Source organism: Vibrio sp. OPT18, assembly GCF_015163615.1.
GTDB classification, from domain to species: domain Bacteria; phylum Pseudomonadota; class Gammaproteobacteria; order Enterobacterales; family Vibrionaceae; genus Vibrio; species Vibrio coralliirubri.
The window spans coordinates 26298-45464 of record NZ_JADDYK010000051.1; the positions used below are offsets into that span (position 1 = coordinate 26298).

Consider the following 19167-nt stretch of genomic DNA (forward strand, 5'->3'; position numbering starts at 1 on the left):
ATGCTTGGCATCAACATGGTTGAGTTTGCAGGCCAAGATGAAGCGGAAGTTGAACAGCAAGTTCAAGCGCTGACTGCACGCCTTGAAACCATGGTTGAAAGCGAAGAAGCCGGCGTGATTGGTTTCCAAGTTTGTAGCGATTTGGCGAGCATTGGCCGAATCTACAACATGCGTAAGAAAGCTGTGGGTTTATTGGGTGCGGCGAAAGGCCGAGCTAAGCCAGTCGCTTTTGCTGAGGATACTTGTGTACCACCAGAAAACTTGGCGGATTTCATCTCTGAATTTAGAGTGTTACTCGATTCAAAAGAGTTGAATTACGGCATGTTTGGTCACGTTGACGCGGGCGTATTACACGTTCGTCCAGCATTGGATCTGTGTGATCCGATGCAAGAAGCCTTGATGCATGAAGTCTCTGATGAAGTGGTTAAGCTGGTGGCTAAATATGGCGGCTTGATGTGGGGTGAACACGGTAAAGGCTTCCGTTCTGAGTATGGTCCTGACTTCTTCGGCGAAGAGCTATTTACCGAATTAAGACGTGTTAAAGCCGCATTCGACCCGCACAACAAGATGAACCCAGGTAAAATCTGTACGCCGTTAGAAAGCGATGCTGAATTGGTGAAAGTCACCGATACTAAGCGTGGCTTTTACGACCGTCAGATCGATGTACAAGTTCGTGACAGCTTCAAGCAAGCAATGGAATGTAACGGTAACGGCTTGTGTTTCAACTACGACACGAGCTCACCAATGTGTCCTTCAATGAAAGTCACGGCTGACCGACGTCACTCACCAAAAGGCCGCGCAGGCTTGGTAAGAGAGTGGTTACGTCAACTGACTGAACAAGGCGTTGATATTCTCGACCTTGAGCAAGAAGCGTTGAAAGACAACACACCCGTTAAGACTATGATTGAGCGTGTTCGCAATACGATGAACAAACGCCATGAGTACGATTTCTCGCATGAAGTTCATGAAGCGATGAACGGTTGTTTGGCGTGTAAAGCGTGTGCGAGTCAATGTCCGATTAAAGTCGATGTACCAAGTTTCCGTTCTCGATTCTTGAACATCTACTACTCGCGTTACCAACGCCCAGCAAAAGACTATTTGGTTGCCAACATTGAAACCATGCTGCCGCTGATGGCGAAAGCGCCAAAAGTAGTGAACGCTGCGTTGGGTCAAAAGTGGATACAAACGGCAACGGCTAAAACGGTTGGTTATGTTGATGCACCATTGATGTCGGTGCCTACGCTTAAAAATCGCCTGGCAAGTAAAGAGCTGCAACTTTTCGATTTACAGTATTTAGAAGGCTTGTCTTCTGAACAGAAGAAACAGCATGTGCTGATCGTGCAAGACCCGTTTACTAGCTTCTATGATGCTGAGGTGATTGAAGACTTCGTCACTCTGGCTCAAAAGCTTGGCAAAACACCGGTACTGCTGCCGTTCAAACCGAATGGTAAAGCGCTACACATCAAGGGCTTCTTAAATCGTTTTGCACGTGAGGCGAAATCGACTTCTGATTTCTTGTCGATGGTGGCGGATATTGGTATTCCTTTGGTCGGTGTTGATCCTGCTCTTGTGCTTTGTTACCGCGATGAATACGTCGAGATCTTAGGTGATAAGCGCGGCGACTTTGAGGTGCTTACTGTGCATGAATGGTTAATGCCATCGTTAGGTGAGTTCGAAGCACGTTCAGCAAGTGAAGATATGTGGTACTTGTTTGCTCACTGTACTGAGAAAACCAAAATGCCGAATGCTGAAAAAGAGTGGGGCACTATCTTCAAACACTTTGGTGCGGCGTTAACCAGCGTTCCTGTCGGCTGTTGTGGTATGGCGGGTACTTTCGGCCACGAAGTCGATAAGCTGCAAATGTCGAAAGACATATACGGTTTAAGCTGGAAGCCTCAAATGCAGGACTTACCAAAAGATCGTTGTTTGGTGACGGGTTATTCTTGCCGCAGCCAAGTGAAGCGTTTTGAAGGTGAGAAGCTTGCTCACCCATTACAGGCGCTAGCAAAAATTCTCTAATACATTTAGCCCAGCAATTGCTGGGCTTTTTTCTAAACTAACAAAGGAATGTTAATAAGGAAAAGTATGAAATTTCTAGAATTAAAAGTACCACCAGTTGCACTGTTCATTATTGTATTCGTAGCATCATACTTCTGCGCTCAACAGTTGAGCCAAGGGACACTGGCATTGCCTTATGGAATGATTGTGTTAGGTATCGGGGTCACATTGAGTGGTGTGATTGGAGTATCAGGGATATTGGAATTTCGAAAACAGAAAACCACCGTTAACCCGATCAAAGTCGAAACCGCTTCAGCCGTCGTGGACAGTGGAATTTTTGGCTACACGCGAAACCCAATGTACTTAGGGCTATTCATCCTACTGTTTTGCTTTGGCTACTTCTTCCAGAATATCTTCAGTGTACTACTTAGCTTTGGCTTCGTAATCTACATGAATTACTTCCAAATCAAACCCGAAGAGCGAGCACTAGAACAATTATTCGGTGCGGAATATGTTGATTACAAACAGAAGGTTAGGCGCTGGATTTAGTGATGATTTGAGAGCAGGCTTTAATAGCTTAATAGCTTAATAGCTTAATAGCTTAATAGCTTAATAGCTTAATAATCGAAATAATAAAGCCCAGCTTGAGATTATCAAGCTGGGCTTTATTGATCTTGTTCTAGAGCTTATTTACATCGAGATGTGTAAATAAGGATACTGACTAAGCGGCAGCTGCGAACTGAGCTAGAAACATCTCTTTGCGTTCGTTGAAGCGGTTTACTAGGTCGTCTACAGAAGCTTGGTCGTATGGCTTAAGGCCACTTGCTACCATGCGCTTCACGCCTTTACCGACTACTTCGCCATCTTCTTTGAAATCGAAGTTCAGAGTCACGATACCGCGCTTACCTTCAACATCAAAAGTCGCGCCAGAGAATTCAACTTCTGGGTGAGACAGGTCTAGGCGAGTAAATTCAACTTCCATGCTCTCGTAAATCACAAGAGGACGCTGGCAGTTGATCATCATCTGTTGTTCTTCCATAAGAGGAACCATGATGTGTGGGAAGTTCATACCAGAGAACTTAACGTAGTTTGTTACCACGTGCTCGATGAATGCTTGGTCGTGGCTCTTTTCACCTTCACAAGACATGTGTAGGTACTCTTTGCCTTTCTCGTCAACCAGTGAGCTTTCTTTCTCACATTTGTTGTCAACGCTTAGCGCAATACCGTTACCAACCATACCTGAAAAATCAAAACGCATTTTTTGGTTGATGCCTTCTTTCTGCAGAAGAACTGCAAACAAAAGGTCGCCAGGCACGCAGAAGCGCTTGTTGTCTTCATCGTGAATTGGGTTGAAGTCAGCGGCTACTTTTTTAGCAAAGTGGCTAGCTTGTTCACGAGTGAATTGAAATTGATTGTCTTCAGTAGAAAAGTAAGGTGTCAGAAACATAGTATCGCTATTAGTCATCAAATCTGGGGTGGATTATAGCTAACTAACTTCGCTCTAATGGTCTATCCAGTTAACTTTGCTTATATATCAATCGATTAGATAAATACGTTGGATGGTATGTGACGATTTTAAGGGGAATATGGTCTTTGGTTCAATGCAACAAGGGCTAATCAATAGCCCTTGTTTATATAACACTCTAATGGGTGTTGTTCAGATTGTTTCTCTCTTAAAAGCTACACAGAATACCTTCTGGCATTAGGTGATTGTGCACTGATAATTTGAGCAATAGGTTCGCTTGCTCGATATCTGGTGAGAAGTAACGGTCTTTGTCGTAGAAGCTCACTTTTTCACGCAGAATCTGTTTCGCTTCTTCTACTCGAGGCGAAGAGAGGTTTGGCGCTCGGAAGTCCAAGCCTTGTGCTGCTGCTAAGTATTCAACGGCCAAGATGCCACGAGTGTTTTCTGCCATGTCACGAAGTCGACGACCCGCAAAGGTGGCCATAGACACATGATCTTCTTGGTTTGCCGATGTTGGAAGGCTGTCGACTGATGCTGGGTGTGCCAGTGTTTTATTCTCGCTTGCCAGAGCAGCAGACGTTACTTGAGCAATCATAAAGCCTGAGTTAACGCCGCCATTATCGACTAAGAAAGGTGGAAGTTTGCTTAGTGCGCTATCAATCAGCAGTGCCATTCTTCGTTCAGAAAGGCTACCAATTTCTGCAATCGCAAGTGCTAGGTTATCGGCTGCCATTGCCACAGGTTCTGCGTGGAAGTTACCACCTGAAATAATGTCGCCGTCTTCAGCAAATACCAGTGGGTTATCCGATACCGAGTTCGCTTCAACGTTTAACGTTTCTGCTGAATTACGAATTTGCTGTAAACAGGCACCCATCACTTGAGGCTGACAACGCAGCGAGTAAGGGTCTTGAACCTTTTCACAGCAAGTGTGTGACTCACCAATCTCACTCTTTTGATCAAGCATATGGCGGTATGCAAGGGCTGCATCCATTTGACCACGATGACCACGAACGCGGTGTATACGAGGGTCAAACGGACGACGACTACCGAGTGCAGCTTCAACAGACATTGCACCACACACAGTCGCAGACGCGAACAAGTCTTCCGCTGCGAACAGACCTTCTAATGCAAATGCAGTCGATGCTTGTGTGCCGTTTAATAGTGCTAAGCCTTCTTTCGGCGCTAACGTGATTGGCTCAAGGCCTGCGATCTGCATTGCTTCTAAGCCAGTGATGATCTTGCCGTTGTGGCGTGCTTGGCCTTCACCTAGCAGAACGGTACTCATGTGGGCGAGGGGAGCAAGATCTCCAGAGGCACCTACTGATCCTTTTTGTGGAACACATGGGTAAACCTGCGCGTTCACAAGATCGATAAGAGCGTTAATCACTTTGAGGCGGATACCCGAGTAACCGCGAGACAAGCTGTTAATCTTCAATACCATCATCAAACGCACGGTTTCATCAGACATAAATTTGCCAATGCCCGCTGCGTGAGAAAGTACGATACTTTTCTGTAGAACTTCGAGGTCTTCAGGGGCTATTTTGGTATTTGCTAGTAAGCCAAAACCCGTGTTGATGCCATACACAGTGCGGTCTTCAGCAATCACTTGCTCGACAACCTGCATGCTCGCTTCAATATCCGGGATTGCTGCAGGATCCAGTGAGAGGTTCACAGGGCTACGGCTGATTTTACGCAGTTCAGATAGGCCAAGAAGTCCTGGTTTAAGTAATAAGTTCAACATGTTCTCTCCAGACATTAAAGGCGACGAAGTTCTTCGTTTAGCATAGGTAAATCAAGTTTCTGCTCTTTAGCACACTGCTTAGCAATATCGTAACCCGAATCTGCATGACGCATAACGCCGGTTGCTGGGTCATTATGAAGTACGCGAGCAATACGCTGTGATGCATCTTCACTACCGTCACAACAAATCACCATGCCTGAGTGTTGCGAGAAGCCCATACCAACGCCACCACCGTGGTGCAGAGAAACCCAAGTTGCGCCGCCAGCTGTGTTCAGAAGGGCATTCAATAGAGGCCAATCTGATACTGCATCTGATCCATCCATCATGCCTTCTGTTTCGCGGTTCGGGCTTGCTACTGAGCCTGAATCTAGGTGGTCACGACCGATAACAACCGGTGCTTTCAGTTCGCCATTTTTGACCATTTCATTGAATGCTTGGCCTAAAAGTTTACGATCTTTCAATCCAACCCAACAGATACGAGCTGGTAGGCCTTGGAACTGAATATGTTCACGCGCCATATCTAGCCAGTTATGTAGATGTGGGTTGTCTGGAATCAGTTCTTTTACTTTTTGGTCTGTTTTGTAGATGTCTTCTGGGTCACCAGACAACGCAGCCCAACGGAACGGACCAATACCTTCGCAGAATAAAGGTCGAATATAAGCAGGAACGAAACCTGGGAAATCAAACGCGTTTTCTACGCCTTCTTCCAGTGCCATTTGGCGAATGTTATTGCCGTAATCTACTGTTGCAGCGCCACGGTATTGGAGGTCTAGCATTGCTTGAACTTGAATCGCCATAGATTGCTTAGCGGCTTTCACCACTTTTGCTTCATCAATGGTGCGCTCTTGTGCGGCTTTCTCCATCGTCCAACCTTGCGGCAAGTAGCCGTTAAGAGGATCGTGGGCAGATGTTTGGTCAGTCACCACGTCAGGTGTGATATTGCGTTCAACTAACTCTGGGAATACGTCTGCGGCATTACCTAATAAACCAACTGAGATAGGTGTGTCTGACTCTTTAATCATTGCCATCGCTTCATCTAAGCTGGTGGCTTTTTTGTCTACATAGCCAGTACGCAAGCGGTAGTCGATTCGTGATTCATCACATTCTACGGCGATCATTGAGAAGCCAGCCATCGTTGCAGCAAGAGGTTGAGCGCCGCCCATGCCACCAAGACCGCCCGTTAGAACCCATTTGCCGTTTGCTTCACCTTGGAAGTGCTTCTTGGCAATCGCGACAAAGGTTTCATAAGTACCTTGAACGATGCCTTGTGAACCAATGTAGATCCAGCTGCCTGCGGTCATTTGGCCGTACATCATCAAGCCTTCTTTATCGAGCTCGTTGAAGTGTTCCCAGTTCGCCCAGTGTGGAACAAGGTTCGAGTTAGCAATTAGTACGCGAGGTGCGTTTTTATGAGTCGGGAACACGCCTACAGGTTTACCTGATTGAACAAGTAACGTTTGGTCGTCTTCTAAACGCTCTAATACTTCCACAATCTTGTCATAACATTTCCAATCACGTGCAGCGCGACCAATACCGCCATACACAACCAGTGCATGTGGGTGTTCTGCCACATCAGGGTCTAGGTTATTCATGAGCATACGCAGTGGTGCTTCTGTTAACCAAGATTTAGCGCGCAAAGTGGTGCCATGAGGTGCGCGAATTTCGCGAGTCGTGTCGAGACGAGGGTCACTGTTGTGGTGTTCCGTCATTTTGGAATTCCTTCTGTTTCACGTTATATCGTTGTAGTTGTAGTTATCGGTATAGCTGGATTAGCCGCTGGCCATTGCACTGGCAATATCCCAACACAAACGAGCTGCCAATCGAGCCGTTTGGCCATCGACGTCGTAGTCCGGGTTATATTCTGCAATGTCCGCGATAATGAGTTTTTCACTGTGTTGGAAAATCTGTTCTAAAAAAGGAGCAAGCGCTTCATGGTTCACGCCTCTTGCCGCTGGTGCACTTACGCCCGGCGCAGTAGCTGCGGGGAAAACATCAAGGTCGATAGTGAGATAGAGGTAATCACACTCAGCGATGAATTTTTGCAACTTAACCAGTTGAGCGACTTGGTTTACTTGGGTCATGTTGCGGTCGTGTTCATACCAAACGCCCAATTGGTCAGCTTTGTTAAACAGCGCTTTGGTATTACTAGCCGCGCTAACGCCAAGACAAGCGTAATGAAACGGCCATTGATGTGTGTGGCAGTAATCGCTGATCTGGTTAAAAGGCGTGCCTGAGCTCGGTTTGACATCGGCGATGTCGCTTTCAAATTCACGAAGATCAAAGTGAGCATCAAAGTTAACGATGCCTATCTTAGGTTTGCGTTCAGGCTGGTCTTTGTGAAGGCGTTCAGTTTTATGTAAATGCTCAGCAAGTCCCTGGAACGACGCCCAAGCCACTTCGTGACCACCGCCAAGGGTAATCACTTTGTTGGTTGCTAAGGCATTGGCAATCACAGAAGCACACTGTTTTTGGCTGACTTCTAATTGACCATCATTGCACTCGATATCACCGAGATCGGCGATGCGTGCGTCGTTGTGCCAAGCCATATTCGCCAGAGCTTGGCGTATCAAGTTAGGTGCTTGTTTCGCGCCCACACGTCCTTTATTTCTTGCAACACCGGCATCGCTGGCAAAGCCAACCAAGGCGATAGCGCTGTCAGTCAGCTCGTCACTTAAGTCACTATTTTGTACTTGCTTGGTAATGTGATGAACGCGAGTACCGAGTACGCCATCTTCAAGATCATTACGTCCGGTCCACACAAAGTTATGCACGGTAGTTGCGTTCTCTTGGATACCGTTGGATTTAGATTGAGTCATGACACACCTCGCCACTAACAATGCGTTTATGCAGATGAGGAACACCGACTTGATAGCTTAGATCGGCAGGGTGGTCGATATTCCAGATAGCTAAATCTGCGGCATAACCGATTTCGACTTTGCCTTTGGTTTGTGACTCGCCAATGGCAGCGGCAGCGTTACAAGTTACACCACGCAATGCTTCTTCAGGTGTCGTGCCAAACAGGGTGCAGCTCATGTTCATCATCAGCGTTAAATCAGCAAAGGGTGAAGTGCCGGGGTTTAAGTCGGTCGCGATCGCCATTGGGATTTTGTGTTCACGAAGTAAAGCAACAGGTGGCTGTTGAGTCTCTTTCAAGAAGTAGAAAGCACCGGGTAATAAGGTGGCGACTGTGCCTGATTCTGCCAGTGCTTTTACTCCGGTTTCATCAAGGTATTCAACATGGTCGACAGAGAGTGCGCCGTATTTTGCTGCAAGTGCGCTGCCACCCATATTCGAAAGTTGTTCAGTGTGGCCTTTAATCGTGAGCCCATGTGCTTTGGCGGCTGCAAAGACTCGTTCGGTTTGTTCTAGGTTGAAGCCGATAGACTCGCAGAACACGTCAACGGCATCGGCGAGCCCTTGCTCCGCAGCTTTAGGAATGATCTCTTGGCAAACCAGATCTATGTAACGATCTGGTTGTTGTTTATATTCAGGTGGCACAGCATGCGCTGCAAGGAGAGTGGTAGTGATCTTAATTCGGCGATGATTCTCTAACGCTTTGGCTGCACGTAACATCTTGAGCTCATCTTCAAGAGTTAAACCATAGCCCGATTTTACTTCGATGCTGGTTACGCCACTTCTTAGTAGTCCATCAAGTCTCGGTAGTGCCATTTCAACCAGTTCAGACTCTTGTGCTGCGCGTGTTGCAGTGACTGTCGCAAGAATCCCGCCGCCTTGTTTGGCGATGTCGGTGTAAGAGACACCATTCAAACGCTGTTCAAATTCGTTGGCGCGATTGCCTGCAAATACGAGGTGAGTGTGGCAATCAATCAGCCCTGGGGTGACGAGCTTGTTTTTGCAATCATAGGTGATGTAATCCGCAGAGCCATCAGTGCTCGGTTGTTCTACCTCAGAAGCATGTACTTCGTGGTTTGAACAAGAGATAGACACGATCTTACCATCTTCGATAACGATATCTTGAGGGGAAGAGGGCTGATAACCGTCGGCTCCCGAACTCATGGAGACCACTCGTGCGTTTTTGAGGATCAAATTCATATTCACCTAGATCTTTGCTAAACATTAAATGTATATACAAATAAATAGGCTAAACGCTGACCCGAATCAAGTTGATGTTGCAAAAATGTGATCGGCGATCAGGATGATGTTCTTTAATCTAGAAGTATCTTGGAGCTTAATTTGTACTTAGAGCCAGGATGGTAGAGCAATGCAAAGCTGATGAGGCGCTCTTTGCTCCATGTTCTTCTATTCAAAAGAAGGCAAGGCTCTGATTCAGATAGCTTTAGTGACGTTCTGATTTGAGAGTCTGGAATAATGGCTTCAACCGTGTGCTCGATAGCACTTAACGGGCAGCTCTTTGAAAGGTATTCGTTGGGTGTAGAGGTTGAAAAGTCTTGCTCTAGGTATTTTGGAGCGGCTTGAGAATTCACCCAACGCGCTTCCAATTGTATCGGCGCATTGTCCGCAAAGTGGATGATTTCACTATAGAAGACTTCTGCGTTAATCATCACACCTAACCGTGTAGCCGTGCTTTCATCAGCCTTGATGCTATCGTGCTTGATAACTTGGCTAGTATACGTTTGGCCTCGGTCTTTGATCTCTTGCGCGATGTTGTTGATATCAAGCAGCGGAGATTGCGCTTTTTCGTCGGGTTCACAAACAAAAGTGCCAAGCCTTGGCTTCCTAATGAGCTTACCTTCAGACACAAGATCTCGAATGGCTTTATTGACTGTCATTCTACTCACATTGAACTGCTCGGTGAGTTCAAGTTCGGTGGTGATTTGATAACCCACCGGCCAGTGACCATTGGTAATTTTGTCGTCTATGAACTGTTTTATCTGAAGGTAGAGCGGCGCTTTCGACATAATGAAACCTTATTTGACTATACAAATAGAGTAACGGATTTTTTAACGATTTCAACATTTCCTCGGGCAATGTGACCTTATTCAACATAGATGGGGCAAATTGCTTGATTCTGTGAGGCAAGTGTCGCAAATTGTCACGCAATAACTATTCGTAAATCAGATAATTAGAAAGGGAAATAATATGTTTAAGAAATTAAAGGCCTCGTTGGGCATTGGTGCAGCAAAGGTTGATACCGTCTTAGATAATATTGAAGTTTTCCAAGGTGGAGAGTTGTCTGGCAATGTTCACATTGTTGGTGGCGACGTTGAGCAACAAATCGACCTGATTAACTTGGTTCTCAATACAGAAGTAAAAGTCGAAACGGAAGACAGCACCAGCTACGAAACTTTTTCACTGGGTCGTATTCAAGCCGTAGAGCCTTTCGTGATCCAACCGGGTGAAACCAAATTGGTGCCATTCCGTCTTAAACTGAATGATGAAACGCCAGTCACCGCGTTGAACGCACAAATGAACCAATGCCATGTGTGGGTTGAAACCAACCTAGATATCGGCTTCGCGATTGATCCTAAAGACCGTGATTTCATTTCCGTTCATCCACTGCCAACAGTCGCTAAAATTATCCAAGGTGTGGAAGCATCGGGCATGGCAATGGTGAAAGCAGACGTAGAGAAGGGCTTCTTAAAAGGCAACAGCTTTGCTTCTCGCTCTGGCTGTTACCAAGAGATTGAATTTCGCAGCGGCGGCTTTATGAATAACAAAGAGATCGAGCTGTCATTCATCGTAGATGGTTCTATGGTTCACTGCCTAGCAGAAATCGACCGCTCAATGAGCTTCCGTGGCGACCAATACATCTCATTCAGCTTACCTGCTAACGCGGCCGACTCAGACATTCGCAACGCTGTATCAAGAATCATGAGTGCGTAGTTATCTATCTGTTAGTAGTCGCTCTGTCTATTAATAAAGACAGTACGATTTCTAAAGCCGAACTTAACCGTTCGGCTTTTTTGATTCTACTATCTATCCCGTTCTGAAATGGGTTTACCACTGGTGCCGATAGGCCAATTGAAAGGCAACATCGGTGGAGTTGTCCATGTTGAAGATGTTCTCGATTATGGAGATCTCAACTGCCGAGCGTTGCATCAGATAGCGATAGCCAAACATCATTTCATTCGCGGCTTCTGAAAACTCAGTGTCACCATCTTCTGCGCCTTCATACCAACGGTATTCGAGGTGTAACTCATGGTTTTCAAATAGTGTGAGTTGATAGCCGCCCATCCATGACCATGTTGTCTTCTTATGTGAAAAGCTATTCTCCGCTTCTCTACTGGACTGATTCGCTAACCCTAAGCTTGTATAGAAGGTATTGATGTCGAGTTGGTATGCATAATTGAGTTGAGCGCTTTGTTCGGTGCTGTTTCCCTTAAATGCACCGTGGCTGACGTTGTTGTGATAAAGGGATACACCAAAAGATAATCCATGGTTCTCTATATCTATGATCTGATACTGGGTGTAGAGCGTGAAAGCGCTAGTCAATGTGTCGCCGGAGAAGTCTCGATTATTGACGCCATGGTCTGGTGCATATATGTCGAATTGGTGTCTGTTTTTCTGATCTCGACCTGCTTGGTCGATGCTAAATAGGTCGTGAAAGTTAATGGTGATTTTGTCGAGATGATTATTGGCGGCGTATAACCAGCGGTAATTGAGCTCTACTTGCCACGCTGTGGTCAATTGCCATCGTAGGCCTGTTTGAAGTTGGTTTTGATAATAGTCTAAGTGATAGTCGTGGGAGTGAGCCCAGATACTCGCAGCAGTTAAGGCTGTAAATACTTCAACCTTATTCTCTTCAAGAGGGAAGCCTGAACGGAGCGACGGGGTGAGACGAACCGACTGCAGTGGTGCTTGGGTATAACTGATTAAGGGGCCGTAATCTTTGTTGGCCCATGCGTTTGACGCAGAAAACATGGCGGCTATTATTAGCGGTAAAGGTCGTATGAGCGATATACAAGTAGCCCGTTTCTCCATATACACCTCATCTGCATTCCGTTGCTTCTATATAGCTTAGTTCTAAATAACTCGTTTGTAAGAGATAAGTTGCATCAGCGAACTCGGAACAAGTAGGGTGCAGTTGTTTAGTTGATGCAGCTTGGTAATTACTGGAGAGCAGGTAAGTCATCACAAGCATGGTTAACCTTATTCAATGAAGCCGTTGTAGAGCTGCGGGTTCGCTCTGTCATTGTCATTTCATATAATTTCGTTACAATGTTCGGCTACTCACAAGTGGGGCATCTGTATTTGCTTCTATGTGGGTATATTTATTATGCATATATCTCCGGTCAACATACTCGTTGACTGACAAACATATATTAAACATTTTCATGTGTTGCTTGGTGTGCAACACCACTGTAAAGGACAAATAATGCCAATTATTACTCTTCCTGACGGTAGTCAGCGTCAATTTGACAACCCTGTATCAACTCTAGATGTTGCCCTATCAATCGGTCCTGGTCTTGCGAAAGCAACCATTGCTGGTCGTGTAGACGGCGAGCGTGTTGATGCTTGTGATCTTATCGAAAACGATGCAAGCCTTGAAATCATCACAGCTAAAGATGAAGTTGATGGCCTTGAGATCGTTCGTCACTCTTGTGCTCACCTTTTAGGCCACGCGGTTAAGCAGCTTTTTCCAGAAGCGAAAATGGCGATCGGTCCTACTATCGATAACGGTTTCTACTACGATATCGACCTTGAGCATTCTCTAACGCAAGAAGATCTAGAAAAGATCGAAAAGCGTATGAAAGAGCTAGCGAAGACCAAGTACCAGGTTGTTAAGAAGAAAGTTAGCTGGCAGGAAGCGCGCGACGCATTCGAAGCTCGCGGCGAGACTTACAAGATTGAAATCTTGGACGAGAACGTTTCTAAAGACGATCGTCCAGGCCTGTACCATCACGAAGAATACATCGATATGTGTCGTGGTCCACACGTGCCTAACATGAGCTTCTGCCAGCACTTCACTCTACTTAACGTAGCGGGTGCATACTGGCGTGGTAACAGTGACAACAAGATGCTTCAACGTATCTACGGCACTGCATTCCACGACAAGAAGGCGCTTAAAGCTCACCTTGTGCGTCTAGAAGAAGCGGCTAAACGTGACCACCGTAAAATCGGTAAAGCGCTTGACCTATTCCACATGCAGCAAGAAGCACCAGGCATGGTGTTCTGGCACCACAACGGTTGGACTATCTTCCGTGAGCTAGAAGTATTTATTCGTCAAAAACTGACTGAGTACGATTACCAAGAAGTTAAAGGCCCATTAATGATGGACCGTGTTCTTTGGGAACGCTCTGGTCACTGGGATAAGTACGCTGAAGCGATGTTCACAACTTCTTCAGAGAACCGTGAATACGCTATCAAGCCAATGAACTGTCCTGGTCACGTTCAAATCTTCAACCAAGGTTTGAAATCTTACCGTGATCTACCGCTACGTATGGCTGAGTTCGGCTCATGTCACCGTAACGAGCCGTCTGGCGCACTTCACGGCATTATGCGTGTTCGTGGCTTCACTCAAGATGATGCTCACGTATTCTGTACTGAAGACCAAGTTCAACAAGAAGTTAAAGCTTGTATTGAAATGGTTTACGATACTTACACAACTTTCGGCTTCGAAAGCATCGTTGTTAAGCTATCTACTCGTCCAGAACAGCGTGTAGGTTCAGACGAAATGTGGGACCGTGCAGAGGCTGACCTTAAGCAAGCGCTAGAGGCAATGGACATTGCATACGAGATTCAAGAAGGCGAGGGTGCGTTCTACGGACCTAAGATTGAATTTACTTTGCATGATTGTTTGGACCGCGCTTGGCAATGTGGTACAGTGCAGCTCGATTTTGCATTACCAGAACGTTTAGGTGCTACTTACGTAGGTGAAGATAACGAGCGTCACACGCCAGTTATGATCCACCGCGCGATTTTAGGTTCACTAGAACGCTTCATCGGTATTCTTATTGAAGAATACGCTGGCTTCTTCCCAACGTGGTTGGCGCCAGAACAAGCAGTTGTAATGGGCATTACAGACAAACAGTCTGAATATGTACAAGAAATTACGAAAAAACTGCAAAAAAGTGGATTTAGAGTCAAAGCAGACTTGAGAAATGAGAAGATTGGCTTTAAAATCCGCGAACATACTTTGAAACGTGTACCGTTCATGCTTGTGTGTGGTGACCAAGAAATGGAAGCCGGCGAAATTGCAGTACGTACACGTAAAGGTAAGGACCTTGGCAAATTTAAAGTGGATGACTTTATTTCATACATCCAAGCCGAGGTTTCAAGCCGTAAGCTCAATCTGGAGGAATAGCTATTAAAGGCGGAAGACGTGGCCAACAACCGGCCAAACAAAACCAGCACCGTTTAAACGGTGACATTCGTGGCGTTCGTGAAGTGCGTCTAACTGGCGCAGACGGCGAAGCTGTTGGTGTAGTATCAATCGCTGAAGCGATGGAAGCTGCAAATGAAGCTGGTATGGATCTTGTAGAGATCAGCCCTAACGCCGAGCCGCCAGTTTGTCGTGTGATGGACTACGGTAAGTTCCTCTTCGAGAAGAGCAAAGCTGCGAAAGAGCAGAAAAAGAAGCAAAAGCAGGTTCAGATCAAGGAAATTAAATTCCGACCTGGAACTGATATTGGAGACTATCAGGTAAAACTACGCAACCTGACTGGTTTCCTAGAAGACGGCAACAAAGTGAAGGTAACAATTCGCTTCCGTGGCCGCGAAATGGCTCACCAAGAAATCGGTGTTGACGTTCTTAATCGTTTGAAAGCGGATACTGAAGAATTTGCAGTAGTCGAATCTTTCCCAACGAGAATTGAAGGTCGCCAGATGATCATGGTGTTGGCCCCTAAAAAGAAGTAATTAACGGCTTTGCAAGTAATTGAACCCTGCAGCCTCAGGTTGCGGGGTTTTATTCGCCCTAATTACTATGTTATTAACAACTCAACAATGCGGAGTTATTCATCATGCCTAAGATGAAAACCAACAAAGGTGCTGCTAAGCGTTTCCAGAAAACTGCTGGTGGTATTAAGTTTAAGCACGCTGGTAAACGTCACATCCTGACTAAGCGTACTACTAAGAACAAGCGTCAGCTACGTCCGAACTCGATCCTTCCTAAATGTGAAGTTGCTCAAGTTCTACGTATGATGCCATACGCTTAATTCTTTTTAGTTTATAAATTCGTTTAGTTTAGGAGAAGCATAATGCCTCGCGTAAAACGTGGTGTACAAGCTCGTGCACGTCATAAGAAAGTTCTAAAACAAGCTAAAGGTTACTACGGAGCACGTTCACGTGTTTACCGCGTAGCTTTCCAAGCAGTTACCAAAGCTGGTCAATACGCTTACCGTGACCGTCGCAACAAGAAACGTCAATTCCGTCAACTTTGGATTGCACGTATCAACGCGGCATCTCGTCAAAATGGTCTATCTTACAGCCGTTTCATCAATGGCCTTAAGAAAGCATCTATCGAGATCGACCGTAAGATTCTTGCTGACATCGCAGTATTCGACAAAGCAGCATTTGCTGTTCTAGTTGAAAAAGCGAAAGCATCTCTATAATTTAGAGTTAGCTTAAAGGTTTAAGAAAAGGAGAACTTCGGTTCTCCTTTTTTATTGCCTGTAATTTGGCTTTGCCATATTTTCTCGCATCTCGCATCTCGCATCTCGCATCTCGCATCTAATTTTTATTCGCTTGAACACGCATTCTGGTATATAAACATCTACCTAACCTTTAAATGTTAAGCGACCGAAATAAATGACCGCACCGACCACTATGACGTTCTTCGAACGTTTTGAAACTGACATACTATCTGGTAAGAAGACGATTACTATTCGCGATGAATCTGAGCGTGACTACCAGCCAGGCAGTGTTGTGGAAGTATCAACGCTAGAGCAAGGCCGTGTGTTCTGTAATCTTAAGATCATCAGTGTTGAGCCAATTTTGTTTGATGACTTAGGTGAGTTCCATGCTCAGCAAGAGAACATGACGCTGCAAGTATTGAAAGACGTGATTCAAGATATCTATCCGGGTATCTCTCAGCTGTATGTGGTTTCTTACGAGCTTGTGTAGCCCGCTTTAAATAGAATTGGTTGATCAATACCGCGTCTAACGCAGAGCAATGAGAAAGGGAAGTCACAATGAGTGAATTACAGAATGGTGCAGCTCAACAAATTTTGCTCCAACTTTATTGTCGTGAGCAGACTGAGCAGCCGTTAATCTCTAGAACTGATCTCGACATTGCTCTTTATGATAGCGAATGCTTTCTAGCGTGGCGTGATACAAAGCGTGACTTTACGGTCAGTGATATCGAGAATCGAGTTTGGGTGAAGAGTTGTCCCGGCGGTTACATCACTGAAGTGCACTTCAATGCTGACGGTTCTTTGATTGAATATCGTTTGTTCGACCGATTTGAAACAACAGGGCAGTGGCAACTAAAAGGTGGGTTGTTACACGTCGAGATTTTGAAGGGCGAGAATCGCTACCAGTTTGCTGTTGTGGCTCGTGCTGATCTCAACATTCACTCTGCGGTGGAATATAAAAATGGTGAGCTGCATTCGTATCTGAAATTGGTGCAGGCTGAGCGTTAACCCTTTTTAACCGACCTTGCTTGCCCAATAAAGTGAGTGATGTAATAAGAATAACAAAGCCAACAGTGATGTTGGCTTTGTTGTTTTCAATTCGACCGATTACTTCTAATCATCGCGCTATTAAGCTATTAAGCTATTAAGTTAAGCCGTTAAGCTTTGAAGTTCGCTAGTTGAGTATAAAGCTCGCTGTCTTGATCTTGCTTTGCACAAATCGTCAGTAGGTCTTCAATAAAGTACTTCAATGCACGTGCTTCAATTCGGCGAATACCTTGTTGCTGTTCTTCAGTTAGGTAGCCGTAGATAGTCGCAGCGCCAAAGTCACCAAAGATCATCTGACCTTGTTCGTTCACTAAAGTGTTGTGAGCGTATAGATCACCATGACAGACTTTGTTGGCATGAAGGTGTTCAAACACATCAATCATCTGCTCTGTAATGCTATTGATCTGAGCAATGGAAAGCTCGAAGCCTTCATTGAACGTATCGCGAGTACAGCTTTCAAGAGTCGGAGGTAAGCCTAGGTTGTAATAGTTGCTTGGGATAAGCTCCATCACCAGCGCGAGATAGTCTTGTTCATCGACTTGAGCTATCGATTTCACTAGATTGCTATGATAACCAGCCTGCAAACAAGCTTCGAGTTCATCGTGTGGGTAACCGTCGCTTGTCACTTCACCTTTAAATACTTTTACAGCGACTTCCTGTGGGAAATCAAAATCGCCGTTCACCCAGTTAGCATGTGAAATTACGCCAGATGCACCCTGACCAAGTACTTGATTCAGTGAGTAGCATTGCGAGCTTACAGCAGGCACGCTATCTAAGCTGCTAGGGTGTTTGCAAAACGGGTTACCCGCAAATGCTAACCAAGCAAGTTTTGGTAGCTTAATAAGGAACTCAGGGAATTCAGTCAACTGGTTTGCAGACAGGCGAACCAGTTCAAGGTTGGATAGGTTTTCCATGCTTTTTGGTAACACGCGAATCTTGTTACCCGCCAATGCCAGTTTCTGTAGTCGTGGTCTTTCACCTAGTGAGCTAGGCAGAGCCTCAATCTCATTGTCGGTCAGGATTAACCAACGTAGTTGAGAAGGCAGAGACTGCTCGCTAACGGTTTTGATTTGGTTGGTTTTGAAGCCAACCATTTCGAGCTTAGGAATAGTACCTAGAACATCAGGTAGGTGCGTAAACAGGTTATTCGACGCGAAGATGATACACAGGTTAGTTAGCTGTGATAACTCGGCTGGTAGGTCTGACAGCTGATTACCTGAAAGGTCTAGGATCTCAAGAGAATCTGCAAGCTCTATGATTTCTAGAGGAAACTCGGTGAGACCTTCTGATAGTTTTAAGCGTTTAATACCTTTGAGTTGCCCTGATTTTAATTGTTCTAGAGTATGCAAACCTTAGCCTTATGAATAGATGTTCGAGGCGCGTAGTTTACTTGTCTCAATCAAGAAAGGCGAGTATCCGGAAGAATACTCGCCTAACTAAACTAAGTGAACGAATTTACGAAGGTTAAAGCTGTATATGGTTTTGGCTAACGCCGACCTCCTGAACAAAATCGCTATCATGACTGACCAAGATGAACGCACCTTGGTATTCACGCAGAGCCGAAGCCAATATTTGCTTTGAGTCTATGTCCAAGTGATTGTCTGGTTCATCAAGCAAAAGAAGTGGGGCATCTTGTTTATGACTGACGATCAACATCGCCAACTTCATTTTCTCGCCACCACTGAGGTGAGCGACTTTTCGATATACCGAGTCTCGCCTGAATCCAATTCCCGCTAGCAGGGTTCGCGCGTCGCTCTCTGTTAGTCCAAAGCTGTGCGTCATTAAGCTATCGAACATCGCCTCGTTAGCGTCTAACAGTCCAAAGTGTTGATCTAAATAGACGGTCGCCCCCAAGCGCTTAATCGAGCCTTTATAATTGGCGTGTTGACCGTGAATCGCTTTTAACAGTGTCGATTTTCCACACCCGTTAGCACCGGTTAGATAACACCGTTCCCCTTGTGATAAAGAGAAACTGATGGGCGCACCAGAGCCGTAAATAAGGCGGCAGTTTTCAACGGTTAACAAAGAGCTCTTTTTACTGCTTTTACTTTGTTGTAGATACAAAGCTTGTGGTTTCAGCCGTTCCTTTTGTTCTTTAAGCGACTGAAGTTTATGTTGGTTTTGGTCAATGAGATTCCTTTGGCTTGTCGCAGACGCGGCTTGGCTTTGTCCTGCTTTATCTTTCATCGCATCCAATAAGATCTTGGGTTGGCTACCTGACTTTCTGAGTCGGTTTCCCTGAGATTCTCGCTGCTGTGCCTTTTCCTTGTTGGCTTGAGCTTGACGCTCGAGTCGTTTCTTTTCGGACTTATGATGCGCAATCTGTTTCTCTAGCGCTTCGCTTTGGCTAGACACTTGTTTGAAGTAATCATCATAATTTCCTTTATAGAAACGCACACCCAAGCTGTTGAGGTGGTAGA

18 protein-coding genes are annotated in these 19167 nt (G+C 45.5%); 9 read left to right on the forward strand and 9 right to left on the reverse strand.

Annotation, left to right across the window (positions count from 1 at the left end; translation table 11 throughout):
- On the forward strand, nucleotides 1–2019 hold a 2019-nt coding region (locus IQQ51_RS12820; protein ID WP_228012843.1), incomplete at its 5' end, for an FAD-linked oxidase C-terminal domain-containing protein.
- A 66-nt stretch (nucleotides 2020–2085) separates the two neighbouring features.
- Nucleotides 2086–2547 (forward strand): methyltransferase family protein, encoded by a 462-nt coding sequence (locus tag IQQ51_RS12825; RefSeq protein WP_193841274.1) that lies wholly within the window; start codon nucleotides 2086–2088, stop codon nucleotides 2545–2547.
- Between the two features lie 172 nt (nucleotides 2548–2719).
- Here IQQ51_RS12825 and IQQ51_RS12830 read toward each other — a convergent pair whose 3' ends face one another.
- The 6 genes from IQQ51_RS12830 to hutC form a co-directional block, all read right to left on the reverse strand.
- Nucleotides 2720–3445, reverse strand: a complete 726-nt coding sequence (locus IQQ51_RS12830; RefSeq protein ID WP_193841275.1) for a DUF3581 domain-containing protein — start codon at nucleotides 3443–3445, stop codon at nucleotides 2720–2722.
- A gap of 226 nt (nucleotides 3446–3671) precedes the next feature.
- Entirely contained in the window at nucleotides 3672–5204 is a 1533-nt protein-coding gene (gene hutH / locus IQQ51_RS12835) for a histidine ammonia-lyase (protein WP_048607477.1), read from the reverse strand.
- A 14-nt stretch (nucleotides 5205–5218) separates the two neighbouring features.
- Nucleotides 5219–6913, reverse strand: a complete 1695-nt coding sequence (gene hutU / locus IQQ51_RS12840; RefSeq protein WP_193841276.1) for a urocanate hydratase — start codon at nucleotides 6911–6913, stop codon at nucleotides 5219–5221.
- A 60-nt stretch (nucleotides 6914–6973) separates the two neighbouring features.
- The gene (gene hutG / locus IQQ51_RS12845) at nucleotides 6974–8020 is read right to left on the reverse strand and encodes a formimidoylglutamase (protein ID WP_193841277.1); all 1047 of its coding nucleotides are present in this window, start codon (nucleotides 8018–8020) and stop codon (nucleotides 6974–6976) included.
- A complete protein-coding gene (hutI, locus tag IQQ51_RS12850; RefSeq protein ID WP_193841278.1) occupies nucleotides 8007–9257 on the reverse strand; it encodes an imidazolonepropionase in 1251 nt (416 codons plus the stop codon). Before hutI ends, hutG begins: the two co-directional genes overlap by 14 nt.
- Before the next feature lie 113 nt (nucleotides 9258–9370).
- Complete coding sequence (gene hutC, locus IQQ51_RS12855) at nucleotides 9371–10084, reverse strand: histidine utilization repressor (protein WP_048617925.1); 714 nt, start codon at nucleotides 10082–10084, stop codon at nucleotides 9371–9373.
- Between the two features lie 181 nt (nucleotides 10085–10265).
- Here hutC and IQQ51_RS12860 point away from each other — a divergent pair, with 181 nt between their 5' ends.
- A complete protein-coding gene (locus tag IQQ51_RS12860) occupies nucleotides 10266–11009 on the forward strand; it encodes a sporulation protein (RefSeq protein ID WP_017063601.1) in 744 nt (247 codons plus the stop codon).
- Between the two features lie 114 nt (nucleotides 11010–11123).
- On the opposite strand, the gene IQQ51_RS12865 is transcribed toward IQQ51_RS12860, so the two are convergent.
- Entirely contained in the window at nucleotides 11124–12047 is a 924-nt protein-coding gene (locus IQQ51_RS12865) for a DUF3187 family protein (protein WP_193841279.1), read from the reverse strand.
- Nucleotides 12048–12501: 454 nt separating this feature from the next.
- On the opposite strand from IQQ51_RS12865, the gene thrS reads away from it, so the two are divergent.
- From thrS to IQQ51_RS12895, 6 genes are all read left to right on the forward strand, one after another.
- Nucleotides 12502–14430 (forward strand): threonine--tRNA ligase, encoded by a 1929-nt coding sequence (gene thrS, locus IQQ51_RS12870; RefSeq protein ID WP_016768282.1) that lies wholly within the window; start codon nucleotides 12502–12504, stop codon nucleotides 14428–14430.
- Nucleotides 14431–14432: 2 nt separating this feature from the next.
- Nucleotides 14433–14984 (forward strand): translation initiation factor IF-3, encoded by a 552-nt coding sequence (infC, locus tag IQQ51_RS12875; protein ID WP_076654893.1) that lies wholly within the window; start codon nucleotides 14433–14435, stop codon nucleotides 14982–14984.
- 104 nt (nucleotides 14985–15088) lie between these two features.
- The gene (rpmI, locus tag IQQ51_RS12880) at nucleotides 15089–15283 is read left to right on the forward strand and encodes a 50S ribosomal protein L35 (RefSeq protein WP_004738430.1); all 195 of its coding nucleotides are present in this window, start codon (nucleotides 15089–15091) and stop codon (nucleotides 15281–15283) included.
- Between the two features lie 42 nt (nucleotides 15284–15325).
- Nucleotides 15326–15679 (forward strand): 50S ribosomal protein L20, encoded by a 354-nt coding sequence (gene rplT / locus IQQ51_RS12885; protein WP_004733517.1) that lies wholly within the window; start codon nucleotides 15326–15328, stop codon nucleotides 15677–15679.
- A 196-nt stretch (nucleotides 15680–15875) separates the two neighbouring features.
- Nucleotides 15876–16190, forward strand: coding sequence for a N(4)-acetylcytidine aminohydrolase (gene yqfB / locus IQQ51_RS12890; protein WP_004733516.1), 315 nt, complete (start codon nucleotides 15876–15878; stop codon nucleotides 16188–16190).
- Between the two features lie 68 nt (nucleotides 16191–16258).
- A complete protein-coding gene (locus IQQ51_RS12895) occupies nucleotides 16259–16708 on the forward strand; it encodes a hypothetical protein (protein WP_193841280.1) in 450 nt (149 codons plus the stop codon).
- 149 nt (nucleotides 16709–16857) lie between these two features.
- On the opposite strand, the gene IQQ51_RS12900 is transcribed toward IQQ51_RS12895, so the two are convergent.
- Together IQQ51_RS12900 and IQQ51_RS27050 are read right to left on the reverse strand one after the other, a co-directional pair.
- Complete coding sequence (locus IQQ51_RS12900; protein ID WP_193841281.1) at nucleotides 16858–18096, reverse strand: leucine-rich repeat-containing protein kinase family protein; 1239 nt, start codon at nucleotides 18094–18096, stop codon at nucleotides 16858–16860.
- A 115-nt stretch (nucleotides 18097–18211) separates the two neighbouring features.
- The coding region (locus IQQ51_RS27050; protein ID WP_228012844.1) for an ATP-binding cassette domain-containing protein at nucleotides 18212–19167 on the reverse strand (956 nt) is incomplete at its 5' end.